Origin of the sequence: Methylophilus glucosoxydans (assembly GCF_042676145.1) — a bacterium.
GTDB lineage: Bacteria > Pseudomonadota > Gammaproteobacteria > Burkholderiales > Methylophilaceae > Methylophilus > Methylophilus glucosoxydans.
Map to the genome: position 1 here is coordinate 1 of NZ_JBHTJW010000005.1, position 19,104 is coordinate 19,104.

11 protein-coding genes are annotated in these 19,104 nt (G+C 50.6%); 3 read left to right on the forward strand and 8 right to left on the reverse strand.

Annotated features, from left to right (window positions below):
- The 8 genes from ACFQ1T_RS13965 to ACFQ1T_RS14000 form a co-directional block, all read right to left on the reverse strand.
- A partial coding sequence (locus ACFQ1T_RS13965; RefSeq protein ID WP_379077872.1) for a retention module-containing protein occupies positions 1 to 2,879 on the reverse strand: 2,879 nt, incomplete at its 3' end.
- A gap of 208 nt (positions 2,880 to 3,087) precedes the next feature.
- Entirely contained in the window at positions 3,088 to 4,467 is a 1,380-nt protein-coding gene (locus ACFQ1T_RS13970; protein ID WP_379077875.1) for a TolC family protein, read from the reverse strand.
- Positions 4,464 to 4,886 (reverse strand): TolC family protein, encoded by a 423-nt coding sequence (locus tag ACFQ1T_RS13975; protein ID WP_379077878.1) that lies wholly within the window; start codon positions 4,884 to 4,886, stop codon positions 4,464 to 4,466. Before ACFQ1T_RS13975 ends, ACFQ1T_RS13970 begins: the two co-directional genes overlap by 4 nt.
- 220 nt (positions 4,887 to 5,106) lie before the next feature.
- A complete protein-coding gene (locus ACFQ1T_RS13980) occupies positions 5,107 to 5,781 on the reverse strand; it encodes a response regulator transcription factor (protein WP_313984242.1) in 675 nt (224 codons plus the stop codon).
- 5 nt (positions 5,782 to 5,786) lie between these two features.
- Positions 5,787 to 7,199: an HlyD family type I secretion periplasmic adaptor subunit gene (locus ACFQ1T_RS13985; RefSeq protein WP_379077881.1), complete on the reverse strand. Its 1,413-nt coding sequence runs from the start codon at positions 7,197 to 7,199 to the stop codon at positions 5,787 to 5,789.
- 2 nt (positions 7,200 to 7,201) lie between these two features.
- Positions 7,202 to 9,346 carry a type I secretion system permease/ATPase gene (locus tag ACFQ1T_RS13990; RefSeq protein WP_379077884.1) on the reverse strand — a complete coding sequence of 715 codons (2,145 nt, stop codon included), beginning with the start codon at positions 9,344 to 9,346 and terminating at the stop codon, positions 7,202 to 7,204.
- 135 nt (positions 9,347 to 9,481) lie between these two features.
- On the reverse strand, positions 9,482 to 11,410 hold the full coding sequence (locus tag ACFQ1T_RS13995) for a bifunctional diguanylate cyclase/phosphodiesterase (protein WP_194746989.1): 1,929 nt from the start codon (positions 11,408 to 11,410) through the stop codon (positions 9,482 to 9,484).
- A 118-nt stretch (positions 11,411 to 11,528) separates the two neighbouring features.
- On the reverse strand, positions 11,529 to 12,200 hold the full coding sequence (locus ACFQ1T_RS14000; protein ID WP_194746990.1) for a transglutaminase-like cysteine peptidase: 672 nt from the start codon (positions 12,198 to 12,200) through the stop codon (positions 11,529 to 11,531).
- A 194-nt stretch (positions 12,201 to 12,394) separates the two neighbouring features.
- Here ACFQ1T_RS14000 and purB point away from each other — a divergent pair, with 194 nt between their 5' ends.
- From purB to ACFQ1T_RS14015, 3 genes are all read left to right on the forward strand, one after another.
- Positions 12,395 to 13,768: an adenylosuccinate lyase gene (gene purB / locus ACFQ1T_RS14005; RefSeq protein WP_379077888.1), complete on the forward strand. Its 1,374-nt coding sequence runs from the start codon at positions 12,395 to 12,397 to the stop codon at positions 13,766 to 13,768.
- Positions 13,769 to 13,870: 102 nt separating this feature from the next.
- Positions 13,871 to 15,715, forward strand: coding sequence for an autotransporter assembly complex protein TamA (locus ACFQ1T_RS14010; protein ID WP_379077891.1), 1,845 nt, complete (start codon positions 13,871 to 13,873; stop codon positions 15,713 to 15,715).
- Entirely contained in the window at positions 15,715 to 19,104 is a 3,390-nt protein-coding gene (locus ACFQ1T_RS14015) for a translocation/assembly module TamB domain-containing protein (protein ID WP_379077894.1), read from the forward strand. The genes ACFQ1T_RS14010 and ACFQ1T_RS14015 overlap by 1 nt, the downstream gene beginning before the upstream one ends.

Here is a 19,104-nt window from a genome sequence, read left to right on the forward strand (position 1 = left end):
GCCTTGAATTGACCACTCACGGTACCAGTCACGGGGATGGCGGCAGCAGTCGATTCAGCAACGTTCACAATGCCATCACCAGCAACGTTTGCATCCAGGCTGATTGCCAAGGCTGGAGGCAACAAGTTCACGGTGTATGTCTGCGTATCAGTGGCGGTTGCGCTGTTACCCACAGTATTCGTTGTGGTCACGCTCGCAAAAATAGTGCTGTCAGCATCAGCCGCCAGGTCTGCGCCAGGAACATTGATGGAGAACTTACCACCATCCAACACTGCACCTGTGAAGGTTTTGTTGTTAATGGTCAAGGTGACAATATCGCCTACCTTGAATTGACCACTCACGGTACCAGTCACTGGGATGGAAGCAGCAGTCGATTCAGCCACGTTCACAATACCATCACCAGCAACGTTTGCATCCAGGCTGATCGCTAACGCTGGGGGTGCTACATCAACGCTATAAACTTGTGTATCACTAGCACTTGTTGAGTTGCCTGCTACATCGGTGACAGTGATTTTTGCATCTACAGTGCGGTCAGAATCACCAGCCAAATCTGCACCAGGGACCTTAATTGAGAAATTACCATTTGCGTCTACAGCGCCGGTATAGTTATTACCGTTTACAGTAATGGTGACTATATCACCCGCCTTAAATTCACCAGCAACTTTGCCTGTTACTGGAATACCGGCAGACTGCGACTCTGTCAGATTCACAACACCATCACCAGCAATGTTGGAATCTAGCGTGATTGTGACTTTTGGTGCATCAACATCTACGGTAAACGTCTCACTATTTTTGGTGCTTACATTCCCTGCCAGATCAGTGACTGTAATGATTGGTGTATATGTTCCACTGTTTAAAGCAGCCCCCGTTAAAGGCACGGTCCATACAGCGGTACCATTAGGTCCAGCTGATACTGTGGCTGTGTAGTCTTTACCATCAATTGTAACCACCACTTTATCAGTGACGTTTTCTGTCGTCCCGATCAAAGTAGGGGCTTGGTTTTTGGTGATATTGTCCGTTTGACTTGCACCGGTATCGTCAATCACAGTTTCAGGCAATTGGCCACTGATCTTGCTCAAATCAGGCGGAGTGGTGTCAACATCATAAGCTTGTTTGGTGGTGGCAGTGGTTGAGTTACCTGCGATATCAGTTGTGGTGATTTTCGCATCAACTGTTTTGTCTGGGTCTGTCGCCAGGTCAGCACCTGGAACATTGATTGTAAACTTACCATTTGCGTCTACCGCGCCGGTAAAGTCTTTACCATTGACAGTAATGGTTACAACATCACCTGTTTTAAACTCACCTGTTACTGTCCCTGTCACAGGAATACCCGCAGACTGAGACTCTGTCAGGTTCACAACACCATCACCTGCAATGTTGGAATCTAGTGTGATTGTGATTTTCGGTGCATCAGCATCTACGGTAAATGTCTCACTATTTTTGGTGCTTACATTACCAGCCAAATCTGTCACGGTCAGGACAGGAGTATACGTTTTGCTGGTTAATGGAGCAGCGTTTATATCTTTAAGACTGAGGCTCCATACCGCGGTGCCATTCGGACCCGCTGTCACTGTCGCGGTATACTTATTACCATCAATCGTCACTTCGACTTTATCGGTAACCTTCTCAGTCGTACCAGTTAAGGTTGGTTGCGTATTTTTTGTAATATTATCGGTTTGGCTGACACCTGTATCATCCACAACTGTTTCTGGAAGCTCACCACTAATCTTGCTCAAATCAGGCGGGGTGGTGTCCACATCGTAAGCTTGCTTGGTGGTCGCAGTGGTTGAGTTACCTGCTGTATCAGTTGTAGTGATTTTTGCATCAACTGTTTTGTCTGGGTCTGCCGCCAGGTCAGCACCTGGCACGTTAATTGTAAACTTACCACTTGCATCTACTGCCACAGTAAAGTCTTTACCATTGACAGTAATTGTTACAACATCGCCTGTTTTAAATTCACCTGTTACTGTCCCTGTCACAGGAATACCAGGTGAGGTAGACTCGGCGATATTAACAACACCATCGCCCGCAATGTTCGAGTCTAAAGTGATTGTAATTTCAGGCGGAGTGGTGTCAACCACTGCAGAGTCTGAGGCTGTAGGTGAAGTCTGACCAGACTGGTTTGTCACTGATGCAGACACTAAAAGTGTTTGGCCTTCCAGGCTTGATGGTACAGGAATGCTAACATCTACAAATCCTGCTGCAATATTTTCAGCTGTCAAAGTAACCGTAATTGAACCAGTGTTATGCACCACATTCACAACATCACCTGGCTCGACGCCTATTGGCAGCCCGATACGCGCTGTCGTTTGACCATTCGTGACTTCACTTGCACTCAAAAGGCCTTCTGGTGCTTGATCATTAAGTAATGTAACAGTGGGTGAACTGGTTGCGGGTAAGAGGTAAACGTAGTTTGGAGGAATATTTACTGCGCCTGCATCTGCGCCGGCACCATTGCCGCCGTTATAGTTAGCCCCTGCTGCATCAGGCGTTTGAATACGATCCAAGTTAACAAAGGAGGCATTACCATCACTACCTGCTTCGCCAGCAGCCGGGTTATCAAGCACCTCAGTAACATCGCGGCCTTCATTCAAGGCAGTTAAAACGGCATCAAATACAGCTTGGTTAACAGCATTTTCTGTGACATCAGATACATCAACTTGCGCAAGGTTATCCGTAATTTTGACGGTTTGCGCTTCGGCAAAATTAACGGTTTCACCATTTGCAAGTTTCACAGTAACCGCTGCGCCTGAGGCAGTAATTACTTTATCTCCTGCATGCAGCGTTTCGCCCTGCTTCAACATATGGCGACTGCCATTTGCATCCACAACAATTGCCATACCTTGAACGTTTGTAACTGTACCGATCACAGTAGCCATTTTTTCCTCACTTTAAGTTGAGACAATTTTGATAGTCTCGTATTAAACGCGAGTAAACAATGAAAATCTATTGTACTAAAGTACAGTATGAAACTCGGGATATAAAACGCTTAAGTAATTTAAAAGTCATAACGCGTAGAGAGATATAAAAAAAAGCGGAGTCAAATGACTCCGCTTTCATTTAAACAACTTAATCGTCTTGGAATAATTACTCAACAGCCTGGAAACGAATAATTTCTACACGACGGTTGGCATCGTTACCTTCCACTGGATCGTTTTCAGCAATCGGCTGTGAGAAACCATAGCCCTTAACAACCAGTCGCTTAGCATCAGTGCCTTTTTTGATCAGATAGTCGGCCACGGCTTTTGCACGTTTTTCAGACAACAGCAGATTGTACTTTTCTTTAGAAGTACTACGCTTGTCCGTGTGGCCGGCAATCTCAACCTTGTCGTTGCCCCACTCTTTGACAATATCATTCACAATATCCAGGTCGGCATAGGACTCTGGCAAGATAATCGCGCTATTAGCCTGGAACAGAATGCGTGGCGTAAATTTCATGGTCGCCTTTTCTTGCGCTTTAGGCTTAAAGGCTTCACCACTACCTTCCCATGGTTTGGCATTTGCCAGCAATGCTGCTTTATCGGGCACGATTTGCTCAGGCACTACTGCTTTACACACATTCTCGCGATCCATGTATTCTTCACGAGGATAATCACCCACATCTGTGCGTGTAACGCCGAGTTTGCTCAGCAACAAGCCTTGACCTGCATACGTTTTTGCATAGGCCGTATTCAAATCCATTTCCGCAATAGTGAAGTTACGACGTGACTGGAAGTATTCGTTTTCAGTATCCAGCAAGTCAAGCAAGGTACGCTGGCCGATTTCGTATTGCTTGCGATAAGCCAAGCGCGCATTTTCAATCGAATCCTGATGCTGTTTGCGGTAAGCCACTTGCTCAGTCAGTTGCTTAATGCTGTTGTAAGAAATTGCAACCAGTTGGCGGGTATCAATACACGCTTTGTCTCGCAAGTCGTGTGAGCGGTTCAGGGTTTCAACCGCGGAGTCCAGATTGGATTTATCCGTAAAGCCGTTGAAAATATTCCAGCTCGCAGTTACTTCCAGCGTATCGGCAGCTAAAGTACTGAGTCTACTTTTATCGTTGACGTCAATAATTTTACGGCCTTGCAAATCAACACGCGGCATAAAGGCAGCTTTACGACCGGAAACAGATTTTTCAACCGCAATAATATTTTCGATCGCAGCCAGAACGTTCGGGTTTTGCTTGTAAGCAGCATCTAACACCTGATCAGCTGAAGGAGCAAGACCATCGCCCGTCATCATCACTTCATTCAGATTCTCCGGCGGCAACTCACCTACCAGACGCTGAAAGCGCGCAGAAACATCATACAAATTATTTGTTTCCGTCACCAGATTAGCCTCAGCCAAAGCAAGACGCCCTGTTGCTTGCTCAAGGTCAACCTTCTTACCTACGCCAGCATCTACACGAGACTTGATCTTATCGAAGACTTGCTTGTGCACGACAAAGTTATCCTGAGCATAAGAGACCAAGCGGCGGTAACGGATCAAATCGTAGTAAGCGGTAACGCTACTGCCTGCATCTGCCCTTGCAACTCGTAGAAGCGTGACTTAGCCACATGGTCCAGACGACCGACTTCTGATGGCGTCGCCAGGCCATCAAAAATCATTTGGCGCAGAGTCAGGGTGGATTGCTGGTTAGGAGAATAGGTATTGCTTACATTAGGGGTCAGGCGCTCCTGATTTCTGAACACCTGATCTACAGTCACGTTCGGCAGATATTTGCCTTTGGCCGCAGACTCATCCAGTTCCGCTGACTTAAATGCATGAAAGCTCGCTTGAACTTCTGGGTTCTCTGATACTGCTTTCTCGATAATTTTTTCGAGACTTTCAGGACTCGCCGCCCAGGCCAACGAAGAATAAGAGAACACGCCCACGAGGAGCGCTGAGGCAATTTTTTTTAGTTTCATTTGCAGACTCTTAACAAGTTATAAAGATTCATCCAAAATCAGTATAACCACGGAACTAAGCCTGCACAAGAGTGGTCACCGCAATAAACCACAAACTTTTTGATAAATTTAGTGTAATTAGTCAAAAAAATGGAATTGATGCAATATAAAAACTCAAAAAAACCTTCATATATTCATATATTTACACGATAAATATATGAGTTAACTTATTTATTACACGTTAATTTAGTTGAGATTTATTTAAGCTGGGATTTTTAATGCCCACATTACCGGCAAAATGTCCCGGCGTGGACTGCCCCTGCAGAACCAAAGCCAAATGCAACCGGTCGCGCACCTTAAGCGTATCAAAGACAGAAGTAAGATGTGCCTTAACCGTACGCTCGGATATGGCCAGTAAGCGGGCAATCTCTTTATTACTACTTCCTTTAGCGGCCTCTAACGCCACCTCTCGCTCACGCTTGGTCAAATTCTCCAGAATATCCTCTGGCACAGCTGACGTGGCTTTGCCACCGGTTGTGAGGCTGATCAGATGCTTGAGTACATCACGTCCCAGCCATACCCCGCCTTGCGAAACCACACTAGAAACCTCTTTGAGCACATTTGGATGTGCATACGCATGCAAATAGCCAACCGCCCCTGACTCCAGTGCCTGCATGGCTTCAACTTGCTCGGGGTTATTGGAGAGGACGATGACTTTGGCGGCAGGCAACACGCGAAGAATGTGTTGCACAGATTGACGCCAAAGGCTGCCCTGCTCTAGTTGCGCATGCACCCAAATGATGGGTGCCCCTGCAATATCTGCAGAAATCACATCAGAAATGAGGGTTGATTGAGGAAAGGCCTTTTGCCAGGACTCGATTGCGTTTTTGAGGGTCGTGATAAATATATGCTTCATAGTTTTTAGCGCTCGGTCAATGCGTACGATTTAGCTTTTAACACTGGTTTTAATAAATAAGACAGCACCGTTTTTTTACCTGTGAGGATATCTACCTGTGCCACCATCCCCGGAATAATCGGCAGATGGTCGCCAAGATTATTCTTGGTTGTCCTCACTTTAACGACATAATATGCATTACCTTTATCGTCTATCGTGGAATCTGCAGCAATATCTTCTACAACACCATCCAAACTACCATAGATAGTGTAATCGTAGGCCGTGAGTTTGACCACTGCCGGCTGTTGCGGCCGGATAAAGGCGATATCCTTGGTTTGTACTTTGGTTTCAATCACCAGTGCATCATCGCCTGGCACAATCTCCATCACCTCTTTACCAGGCTGAATGACGCCGCCTACCGTATTATAGTAAAGCTTGCTGATTTTGCCGTTCACCGGCGAAGTCAAAGTCGACTGTTTCACTTTATCTGAAAGCGCTACACTGGATTGTGTCAGACTGTTGATTTTGGCAGTCGTCTCATTCAAATCTGTGCGGACTTTGCTCATGAAGGATTGTTGTGCTTCAGAAACCTTGCGGCGCGCTTCTGAAATCGCGGCGGTCAATCGTGACATCTGTGCCGATGCCTGATCAATATCCCCTTTGGCACGGTTTGCATCACGCTCCAGGCGCAAAATCTCAATCTCTGAAACCGCTCCACTACTGAGTAAAGGGCGATTGGCAGCGAGCTCTTTACTGGTAGATTCATAAGTCTTGATCGCCACTTCTTTCTTAAACTGCACTTCCGATAGTTCACGTTCACGTTGCGATAGTTGGTCACGTGCAATATTGATTTGCGAATTCAACTCATCTCTGGCAGCGTTAAATAGCTGCAGCTCTTGCAAATAGGTATCAGGCGTTTTTTCTTGCACCTCACTGGGCGGGTTAAAGCTACCGCCATTCGCCAATGCCTTCAGTCGCGCCTCTTTGGCCGTCAAGGAAAGGTACTGACTCTCGTTTTCCTTGAGGGAGGAGATCGCCCGCGTTTCATCAATCTTGATCAAGGGTTGACCGCGTTTAACCGTATCCCCCAGCTGTACCATGATGTCAGTCACAATCCCACCATCCAGCGATTGCACAACCTGCACCTGACGTGACGGAATCACACGCCCCTCGCCACGGGTTACCTCATCAACCTTGGCAATGCCGGCCCAAACCAGCAAAACTACCAAGATCCCGAGGATAGAATACATGATCAGCTTGGCATGCAGCATGGTGTCTTCAACCATCACATCATGCGCCTGCTCCACCCAGGTGCGCGATTCCGCTGTCTCGGTTTTGACAATTTTATCCACCAGCGCGTGTACAGGCTTACCCAGGCGCACCCAAATACTGTCTGGTTTGGTAATCTGACCAATTTGATCGTATATTTTTTTTGCCATGATTATCTTGCCTTACCCACTTTGCCCGCACGCAATGCTGCAGTCACGTCTTCTTTACTGCCATCTGCAACCACTTGGCCAGAGTCAATGACGATCAACCGATCCGCCAGCTCCAGCATCGCGTTGCGGTGACTAATCACGACCAGCGTTTTTCCGGCAATGGCTTCGCCAATCCTGCGCTTAACGCTTTCTTCGCCTGAATGATCCATGGCACTGGTCGGCTCATCGAGCAACACAATTTGCGGATGAGTCACAAACGCACGTGCAATCCCCACCCCCTGGCGCTGACCACCAGACAGCGTATCGCCACGCTCGCCGATTTCAAGATCAAAGCCTTTGGGGTGCGCATTGACAAACTCGGCAATCCCCCCCACCTGAGCCGCTTGCAAGACTGATTGATCATCGGCATGCGGGTCACGCAACGTGATGTTGTCACGTAGTGAGCCAAAAAACAGGTGATTATCCTGCTGCACATAGCCAATGCTGCGACGTAATTCGGCCGGATCGATTTGACGCGCGTCGATGCCATCAATCAGAATCGCGCCCTCGGTTGGCTGGTACAAGCCCAGAATCAGCTTGTTGATTGTCGTCTTGCCAGAGCCCATCCGTCCGATCAGCCCAACATGCTCACCCGCTTGAATCCTGAAAGACACCCGCTGCAAGGCAAACTCATCCGAACCAGGATATTTAAAGGAGACATTCTTAAACTCGATTTCGCCTCTGAACGCGGGGCGCGAGAGAAAATTCATGCCTTTGCTACGCTCAACCGGCTTGCCCATAATGTCATCCAGCGATTTCAGGGAAGTCGCCGCAGTGTGGTACTGGGTAAACAGATTGGCAATTTGTGAAATCGGCGCCAGGGCACGGCTGGTCAACTGCGAACAAGCAATCAAGCCACCCATCGTCAAATCGCCATTTGAGATCAGGTAAACACCCAGAATAATGATGGCGACACTAATGATCTGCTGTAAAGCGTAAGTGCCGTTGGTAATCGATGAAGACAGCAGTTTAATCTTGCTGCCAACCTCTGACAGAAACAGCGCACTCTTCTCCCACTTGCCTTGCATCTGCCCTTCCACGCCCATGGATTTTACTGTCTCCAGCCCCACCAGACTTTCAATCAGTGTGGCATTGCGCTGTGCGCTGGCACGGTACATGGTTTCAGACAGGTCATGCAGTTTGGTTTGCACGCTCAACGAGTAGATCAGCACAATGGCACCGCCAATCACAGCAGGTAACACCATCAACGGACTGATCCAGGCAATCACCACCAGAAAAATAATCCCGAACGGCAGGTCGATCAACGTCACCACGGTGGCTGAAGTAATAAAGTCGCGCACACTTTCAAACGAACGCAGATTGGAAGCAAACGAGCCAACGGAATTCGGTCTGGCTTCATACCGCGTGCCCAGGACCTTTTCCATAATCTGTGCACTGAGTTTCACATCAATACGCGCACTGGCCCAATCCAGAAAATAGGTACGCATTGAACGTAACAGCAAATCCCCCAGCACAATCAGCGCTACGCCTAAGCCAAGCACCCACAAAGTCTCAACAGCCTTGTTGGGTACCACGCGGTCATAGACGTTCATTGTGAACAACGGCATGGCCAGCGCAAATAGATTAATCAGCAATGCGGCAATCATCACATCGCGGTAAATCGCGCGGTTTTCGGCCAGCGTGCCCCAGAACCAGTGCCGGACTTTGATACGGCCCACCTCAGGCGTACGTGCATCAAAAATGAAATTTTGCCGGGTAATCAAGGCATAGCCGGTATATTGCGCAGCCAAATCCGCCAGACTGATGGTGACCGGTTCAGAAGACAGCTCCGGGAAAATAACCTGGGCAAAATGCTGCGACTGATCAACCTGAATCAACTGGCAGGCCCGGTCATTGTTCAACAGCAACGTGACATCCACCTGCGGTTGCAGCAATGTTGGAATGGCCGCTTGCTTGACCGTCACATCCAGTTGCAAACGCTCCGCAGAACGTTTGAATAATTCGGGGTTTAATTTGCCATTCTGCAACGGCAAGCCTGAAATCAGGGCGTCGCGTGTAGTGGCCAACCGGTTATGGCGGCAAATATAAAGGAGGCACTCCAGCAGAGCGTCTTTCTCGGTTTTATTGAAGTATGGCGTCGTTTCCATGGCAGATGACTTATTATTATCCTTGTCCGAGTGATATCAGCGACTGATTAGCAAGATTGATTGTATGGTGTTTTAATTGATATCAAAACGGGGAGTATATGGCATAACCCCGTTGAATTACAAAAATTGACCGTATCAGAGCTCGCCAAACGAGAGGCTTTCCTGTACGTAGGGGCCGGTCACCGCCTCTATCCCCACCGCATTCAAACTATCCAGCTCCTGCTGATCCTGTACCCCCTCGGCAATCGGGACGATACCCATGGTGCGCACCATCATGCAGAGGCCGCGCATCAGTGATTGCTGTTGTGGCCGCAAATGAATATCGCGGATTAGAGATGCGTCAAACTTGATATAGTCCAGTCCCAGTTCGTGTAAGTCACCTAACTGCGCCAAGCGGGTGGCGACATGTTCCATCCCGACCATGCAACCCAGCGACTTGACCAGATGCACAAACTCCCTGAACTTAATAAAGTCACTAAACGCCGCTTCTTCTGCTACCTCAAAACTCAACCTGGCAGGTTGATTCACGGACAGGATCAAGGCCTGCAGCTTGTCACGGTAATCATCACTACGCATTGCCGCTGCCGAGACATTCACACTTAAATTGGCGTTGCTCTTGGCCAGCATATCGACGGCATACTCCAACGCAAGACCATCCAGCGTTTTGATCATATCGAGCTGGCTGGCCCAATCAATAAAGGCCCCCGCTGCCAGCCATTGATCGCCTTCATCAATATGCAAGCGCAAGGGGCATTCGTAGTGGAACAATTGTTGATGCCGCTGCATCACCGGATAGCAGGCGAGCTTGATTTGCTTTTGCTCAATTGCCTGCAGGAACTGCTGCTTCCACTGGTTCAGATAATTTTTTCTTGAGGTGACGATGCTATTGGCATTCATGACGCGCATCGGCAAGGCGGCCTGATCCTCAGCCAGGTCAAGAATAAATTGCATGACGCGGTAGATATCGGCAAAGTCGTCGCCTTTTTTGGTTTTGGTATGCGTCACGACAAACTGGAATTGCAGCATCTGCTGCGCGGCATTGAGTTTTTCCAGCACCAGTTTGAGCTCGGTCGCCACGGCGAAATCATCGACAGGCTGGCGACTGAAAATCCCGAAAACGCCCCCTGCCAGTCGGCCGCAAACCACATCAGGATAATGTGCCATCTGCTGCAACAGCGCATCGCCGATTTTTTTGATCAGCTGGTTGGTCACACTGTAGCCCATTTGCCGGTCGATGTCGGACAGGTTACGCATTTGTACCAGAATCAGCATACCCTCGACAAAACTGTCATTCTTGAGTGCCACCGATGCCGTGTTGGTGAAATGTGACTGGTTCATGAGACCGGTCACTTCGTCATAGTTGATTTGCTGGTTAAAAGTATTCAAGCGCTCGGACTCTGCCGTCACCATAGACTTGACGCGCTCGGACAAGGTGTTCATGGTGCGCACCAGCTTCTTGAACTCTTCCGTCTCCGGCTCGGCAATTGTAATGTATTTACGCTCACCCAAGGCTTCTGCCTGCCCAATGACTTCATCCAGTGGCCGCAAGATTTTCTTGAGCCATACGCCAGAAATCGCATAGCTCAACAAGGCAACCAGCAGTGTCCACAGCAAGGCATGACGAGACGTTTCCCACAGCTGGTCATACGCCAGCGACGGCTCGCTTTCCATGATCAGGGTGCCATATTGCTGCCAACCGGACTGAATATTGGCAACGCCGGGTTGGATCTCAATTGACAATAAAGACTGGAACCAGCTTGGGGCCTCTGAATGGGGCGCACGATTCACGCGTTCTATCATGGTCTTGTTGTCAGGCGACACAATCGCAATGCGGCGATAGTGCCCCATGTCAAACTGGGCGCTGACGATCAGCTCAACCGTGACATTGTCTTTTTGAATATTGGAAAGTGTAATGGCCAGCCCGTTGGCATTATCGTTATTTTTTTTCTGTAGCTGCTCCGCCATATAACGGTGGTCATTATAGACCCCCAGAAACAGACATCCGGCGGCCACCATCAAAATGATGGCCGAAATTGCAATACGTATTTGTTTGATTAATGACATCAGAAAGCCCTCTTACTTTCCTGGGGGGAGATTGGCAGCTGCCCGGTCCTTGTGCAGACTCTATGTGCAAGCCTAGCATCCTCACCCCATAATAACCATAGCTCTAACCATTTTTCCATCATTCCAATCCGTCCTGTCGCATCCGCGTCAACACATCTCGCCATTTTGAGATGTTGGTTGGCGAGCCCGCACGTACCGTCGGGTTATTCGCCACAAACAAACCCTTGTCGTTAAAACTGAAGACAGGCGCCAGGTCGCCCCGGCGCGAAGCCGGTAGCAATTCAAAATTGAGGTTATCCAGAATCAGTGGGTCGCTGTTAGGCGTGGCATAGTAAGCCAGCACCATGTGCGGGCGGATTGAGCCGCTAGGCATGCGTGCCCGAACATACGTGAGACGTAATTTATCCTGTGAAATACCCAGTTTCTTGAGCAAAATATATTTGACAATACTGAAGTCCTCGCAGTCCCCCGCCCCCTTGCCCAAGGTTTCGAGCGGGCTGGCCCAGTAATCCTCCATGCCCCACAGCGTATAGTCGTCCACAAACAGCACGTGCTGATTGGTAAAATCATTGACCATGCCGACCTTGGTCATTTCGCCGGAGCCGGCAATCTGCGCAAACAGCTCATTCAGACGCATGACATTCTGATAAGCCTCTTCGCCGTAACGCTGGCGGACTTTCTCCAGCATCGCCAGCACATAATCATCCGCCTGGATCTGCGACCATAGCAGGCTGATTGCCAGGCATAGGCCTGTCAATACTCTGGCAAAGGTGGATGGCGTCAATTTCATGTCAGTTAAGGTTTTACAGGCAACGATTATGTCACGATGAAAAGAGACACAATTTAACAAACAAAATGGTTTTCATCGACAACTTCCGCGCGGTCTCATACACCCAATCACTCAAACATGACAGAGACAACAAAGACAAGTATGGACGGATTGGGTAAAATGCTGGTTTTTCGCATCTATTAAATTGTTTAACCATGACGTCACTCACCACGCTCAACGCACTCTCGCCGCTAGATGGCCGCTATCAATCAAAACTTGACCCCTTGCGTCCTTATTTCAGCGAGTATGCCCTGATCAAATATCGCGCGATGGTAGAGGTCGCCTGGTTAAAAGCGCTAAGTGCCGCCCCTGAGCTGGCTGAAATCGCGCCATTCAGCCCGACGACCATAGACGAACTGAATGCTGCGATTGCCGCATTCAGCGAAGCGGATGCCATGCAGGTCAAAGCCATCGAAGTACGTACCAATCACGATGTGAAAGCGCTGGAATACTGGCTCAAAGAGAAGTTTGACGGCAATCCTGAAATCAAGAAAGCCAGTGAATTTATCCATTTTGCCTGTACCTCAGAAGACATCAACAACCTGTCTCACGCCCTGATGCTGAAATCTGCGCGTGAAGCCGTCATGCAGCCTAACCTGCAGGCAGTCATTGCCCGCCTGACTGAGTTGGCGCAAGCGCTGGCTGAGCAACCGATGTTGTCCCGTACGCATGGTCAAACGGCCAGCCCTACCACCATGGGCAAAGAGCTGGCGAACGTGGTTTATCGCCTGCAACGCCAGTTCAAACAACTGCAAGCCAACGAAATTTTGGGCAAGATCAACGGTGCCGTGGGTAACTTCAATGCCCACTTGTCTGCCTACCCTGATTTTGACTGGGAAAGCTTTGCCAAACGCTTTGTCGAGTCTCTGGGCCTGACGTACAACCCGCTGACCATCCAGATCGAGCCGCATGATTACATGGCTGAGATTTACGACACGCTGGCACGGATCAATACCATCCTGATTGACTTGAACCGCGACATCTGGGGCTATATCTCGGTCGGCTATTTCAAGCAAAAAGTTAAAGCGGGCGAAATTGGCTCCTCGACCATGCCACACAAGGTCAACCCGATTGATTTTGAAAACTCTGAAGGCAACCTGGGCCTTGCTAACGCGATTTTGCGTCACCTGGCCGAGAAACTGCCTATCTCACGCTGGCAGCGTGACCTGACCGACTCTACCGTGTTGCGTAATATGGGCGTGGCCTTTGGTTACACGCTACTGGGGTATGATTCCTGCCTGCGCGGCCTGAATAAGCTGGAAATCAATCCGCAGCGCCTGCTGGAAGACCTGGACAATAGCTGGGAAGTGCTGGCCGAGCCGATTCAAACTGTAATGCGCCGTTATGGCATTGAAAATCCTTATGAGCAACTCAAAGAGCTGACACGCGGTAAAGGCGGCATTAACAAACAATCGCTGCATGCTTTTATCGAGACCCTGCCTATCCCGGCCGAAGCCAAGCAGGCATTGCTGGCAATGACCCCTGCAACTTATACCGGCAAGGCCAGTCAACTGGTTAAACATATTTAAATCGCCGTTGATTTGACCAGGGAACTCTTAGCGTACTTCATTCAACCATTTTTATTCAGGACATCTGCCCCGCAGCCGCTCTGGCGGCCTGGGCAGATTTCCTTGTTTCACCGTTTCATACAGCTCTGCTTCATTACCCCTCTGTGCCTGCTGAAAAACCGCTTGCGCGGCTTGATCAAATACGTTTTTCTTCTTATCCCACTGTTATCGGCTTTGCCAGCGATTGCCGAAGAACCCTTATGGTTTGAGGTGCAAACCGACAATCGCTACCGCACGCGTTTTTTTATCAGCGGCAATCCGTTACCGGCGCAGCAGTCCAAGCTGCGTGAGTTGCTGCAAAAGCACTTGAGCATTCATGAGGCGATGTCCAACCCGCGCATGAATGCGAGCGAGTGGCAGCGGCTGATCCAGAAAACCCCGCAGGAAATCAGCGACTTGCTCGCTACTGAAGGCTACTTTAAGACCCAAACCACCCTACGCCGGCCAGACGCGACACAAGCCGAATTCCACCTCATGTTGCCGCCACCAGCCACCGTCAAGCAGGTCAACGTCAGCATCTCGGGGGAAGTGAAACAGCCTGCCTACCAGGCTACACTCGAGGCCGCGCAAAAAAGCTGGCCCTTACCGGTGAACAGCATCTTCACGCAAGCGGCCTGGACCAGCGCCAAGCGCGATATCCTTGCCGCTTTGCTAAGGGATCAATTTCCCAACGCAAAACTGACGCGCTCACAAGCCCTGGTCGATCCGGCAACCCAGGCTGTCGTGATTGAAATCGCGGTAGATTCTGGCCCGGCAGTTAAGGTGGGGCACGTGCTCATCCAGGGCTTCCAACATTACCCAGAATCCCTGCTCAGACCGCTGATTACACTCAAAAGCGGGGCGCCCTACCGCCAGGAGGATCTGCTCACTTTACAGAACAGTTTTATGAGCACGGGCAAATTTAGAGCGGTCGATGTCATTGCCAAAACCGATCAACTCAACCCGGACCGGTCTGCCGACATCACGGTGACGGTCACCGAACTCGAGCAATATTCCATGCGTATCGGCACCGGCGCCAGTACCAATACCGGGGCCAGAGTAGTATTCAATTACACCAACCGCAACCTGTTTGACCGCGGACTATTGTGGGACAGTAGCGTAAGGCTTGAACAACGCTTACAGGCTGTGACCTCCAACATTACCTTTCTGATGGATGAGCAGGGCTATCGCGACAGCATTCAAAACAACCTGATCCGTACCGCTGTAGAAGGCCAGGTCACCACCGCCATTCAAAATGGCGTGCGCCGCTATTGGGGGCAGCCGACAAGCATAGAACAATTTGTCGGCGCCAACCTGTTGTATGAGTTTTTGACTGTAGACGGCGAAAACTCTCAGTTCAATAAAGCCGCAACCGTCACCTATGGCTTTAATATGCGCAGACTCAACAATGCGCTGGCACCCACTAAAGGCTGGATTTTCAATACACAATTCCAGCTGGCCCCATTAGACAAACTGTCAGATGGTCGTTTTTTGCAATCGCAGGCCAGGTTACAGGCGTTTTACCCGTTGACGGAGTCTACCCAGTGGCTGGGCCGCATTGAAGTGGGCAGTATTACTGGCTCAGGCAGGGTGCCAGCGACTTATTTGTTCCGCGCCGGTGGCGACCAGTCGGTGCGAGGCTATGCCTTTCAGTCTTTAGGTGTGAAAGAGGCCGACGCCATTGTAGGCGGCCGCGTGCTGCTCACGGGCAGCAGTGAAATCGTGCAATGGCTCACCACCTCTTGGGGTGCTGCCGTGTTTGTCGATTTCGGCAATGCGGCCAACAGCTGGAAAGACTACGAACCTGTACTGGGCTATGGCCTGGGGGCCCGCTGGCGTAGCCCGATTGGCCCGGTCGGGGTGGATATTGCCCGTGGTCAGGAGACCGGTGAATACCGCCTGCATTTTAACCTGGGAGTGAATTTCTAATGTCACGCCTGCGCTACCTGCCGTCACTATTCAAACAATTTATAGCGCTGCTGCTTTGCCTGTCGATCATCATCACGCCGCAAATCGTGTGGGCGGCCAATATTCTGGTGCTCACCAGTCTGACCTCGTTTGAAAGCGATTTGGGGAATGCGACACTGAGCGTGACCGGCATAGACTCGCATATGCAACTGACGGTCACGCCCCAGGGCAAATTCACCGTCTCTCAGTTTTCTGCCAAGCAGGTCACATTGCGTTACAAACCGGCAAACGAACAAGCACCGACAACCTCGCAGCCCCAGCCGCCCCTGCCTGCCCATATCCACATCCCCTTGCCGTTCTATCTGCATCTGGGACAGATTGAACAATTGACCATTATTCAAGGCCAGAGCATCACGCAGGTTTCGCATCTCCAGTTTGATCTGGATGCAGACAATACCGCCCTGCAATTTAATATCAGCCAGGCACACAGCCCCTGGGGCAACCTCAGCAGCCACTTTAAGATGCAGAATGCAGCGCCATTCAATTTAAGCGGCTGGCTGGACCTGCAGCAACCGCAAGGTGACCTGCCTTATCATTTACGCATGACGCTGGCTGGTAATTTGACGCGACTGGAAATGACGGCTAATCATCATTACCAACCGGAGGCACGGCCATTCGCGCTGATTCCGGTTGAAATGTCCGGCCCAGAGCCATCGACCAAAGATGCTATTAATAAAAATCCTATCAATAAGCACCAGAAAATACTGGATACAGTGCAGTTGCAGGCCTCCATCGGCCTGGACGACCAGCGCCAAAGCCATCTCGCGTTTCACTTGCAACAGTTTCAAGCCAAACACCTGCATCCCCAGCTAGGCGGAGCCATGGATTTGAATATCGTCGCCGATGGTAGCCTGACCGAACAAGGGCTGGTCAACATCACCGTGGATGCCGGCAATAGCCGTTTGCAACAACAGCCGCTCATCCTCAAAGGGCAAGCGCAATTGCGTGGCAGTGTATTAAGCCTGCTGGATCTAAAAGCGCAGCTGGACCAGAATACATTCAGCATCCAAACCCAGCCACTGAGCCAGGCCAAGCCATGGTCAACGCAACAAACTCACTTGATCTGGCAAGCCAATCTGGCCTCGCTGGCACAGTTGATGCCGGGCTTTAGCGGCAAGCTGCAAGGCCAAGGCGACATTACCCAAGGAGAGGGCAGTTTTTCGACCTCGTATCATCTGTCAGGCACCCAACTGCAGCTGCCAAAAGGTTTATCCCTGGCGGGTCTGCAAGTCGACGGGCACTTTTCCAATCAATCACAGGCCACGCTGGACAACCAGATTCAGTTACAAGGCCTGTCGCAGCAAGATGCGCGTGGCATGGACAGCCCACCTATTGATGCCGAACTCAAGCTGAAGGGCAACCTGGACCAACACCAACTCACCTTCACTGTCACTGACAGCGATGCGCAACGACAAAGAAACTTGCTGCTGGCGCTCAATGGCCATTGGCAGGACAGCGGTTTGCAAAACCCGGGCTGGCAAGCCACCCTCACCCAATTACAGGATCAGGCGGGTAAAGTGTTTCAGCTTGAAAAACCAGCAGCCCTGACCTGGCAGCCTGAGCAGGGCTTTCAACTCAGAGATTTTATCCTAAAGGCCAAATCCGGCGGGCAATTGCAGGTAACAGCACTGCACTATCGCCCGCCCCAGGCGGCCAATGCGCGCACGCAGGCGCCAGGACAAGCCGTTGCATTGCATACACAAGGCGCGCTAGACCACTTTCCAGTGCAAGCGCTGCTTGGCTGGCTTGGCCAGGGCTCTGCGGAGGCACTGCCCGCCGACGCACTGCGGTTATCAGGTCAATGGTCACTGGCCCTGGACCAGCACCTGAACGGATCCTTGCATCTGGAGCGGTCTGACGGTGACTGGCAGATATTCGATACCACCGCCAACGCCTGGCAAGCGCTAGGCATACAAACATTGCAGGCAGACTGGCAAGCCAACAACGACCGCATGCAGCTACAAGCCACGCTGCAATCCAACGGTGACGCGCAACGGGCGATCGACCTGCAATTTTCTGCGGCGACAGAAGTCACCCCCACCGCCGACGGGCTGGTGATCAAGAAAACCGCGCCGTTGCAGGCCATGCTCAAAGCACATCTGCCGCAATTAAACTGGCTCAATAAACTGCTGCCAGACACACAAGTGGGCGGGCAACTCAATATTCAAGCGGCAGCTCATGGCACCATTGCACAACCTAGCCTGCAAGGCAGCATGCAGGGCAGCGCATTATCGTTACAAGTGCCGTCTCAAGGCGTGTGGCTGGAGCAAGGCACGCTCAATGCCACGCTTGCCACAGACCAGATACACCTCCAGCAATTGCACTTTGCCGGCAAAAGCGGTGTACTGAATGGCACTGGCCTGTTTCAGTTTAATCAGGAAGACTGGCAACTCAATGCCGCCTTGCAGCTAGACAAGCTACAGGCGCTGTCACGGGTAGACCGCTGGGTGCAATTAAGCGGCCAGACCAAGCTCAGTATGAACAGCCAGCAAACGACGATCAGTGGTAATCTCAAAATTCATAAAGGCTTGTTTGAACTGCCCAAGGCGGACAAACCCACGCTGGATGAGGATGTCGTCATTGAATCCCCGCAAGCTCGAACGGAGACGGCCTCCAAACTATTGCTTCAATCATTTGCGCTGGATTTTGGCGATAAACCTACCGTGCTTCCGTTTAAGGAATCAGAACAGTTCATGCTCAGGGGTCAGGGCCTGAATGCCGCCTTGAGTGGCAAGCTGCAACTCAACGGCCTGCTGGATGCACTCAGCGCCACCGGCACACTGGACCTCACCGGCACCTATCTCGCCTACGGCCAATCGCTGAATATTGAAACCGGACGGCTGATTTTTAGTGGCAAACTGCCCAATATCGGTCTCGATGTGCTGGCGACCCGGCAAGTGGACACTACCAAGGTTGGCATTCAGATTAATGGCAGCCTGCAAACGCCGCGCCTGAAACTGGTCTCCACACCGGAAACCAGCAATGAAAACAAAGTCGCGCTACTGGTGCTGGGCCAACCCATGTCTCAAGTTGGCAGCAGCGACCTCGCCCTGCTGTCTGTCGCAGCGGGCGCCCTGCTGTCGCAAGGCGACTCGGTCTCGTTACAAACCCGGTTGGCGCAAGCCGTGGGGCTGGACAGCATCGATGTCCGCGGCAGTGGCCCGACCAATTATGCCGTCAGCGTCGGCAAACGCATTAACCGCAATCTGGTGGTCGGCTATGAAAAAAGCATTGTCGGCCTGTTAAATGTTGGTAAACTGACCTACCAACTCACCAAGCGCATTTCCATTGAAACCAGGACAGGTTCAGAGAATGCACTGGATGTGTTTTATGGTTTTAGTTTTGACTAG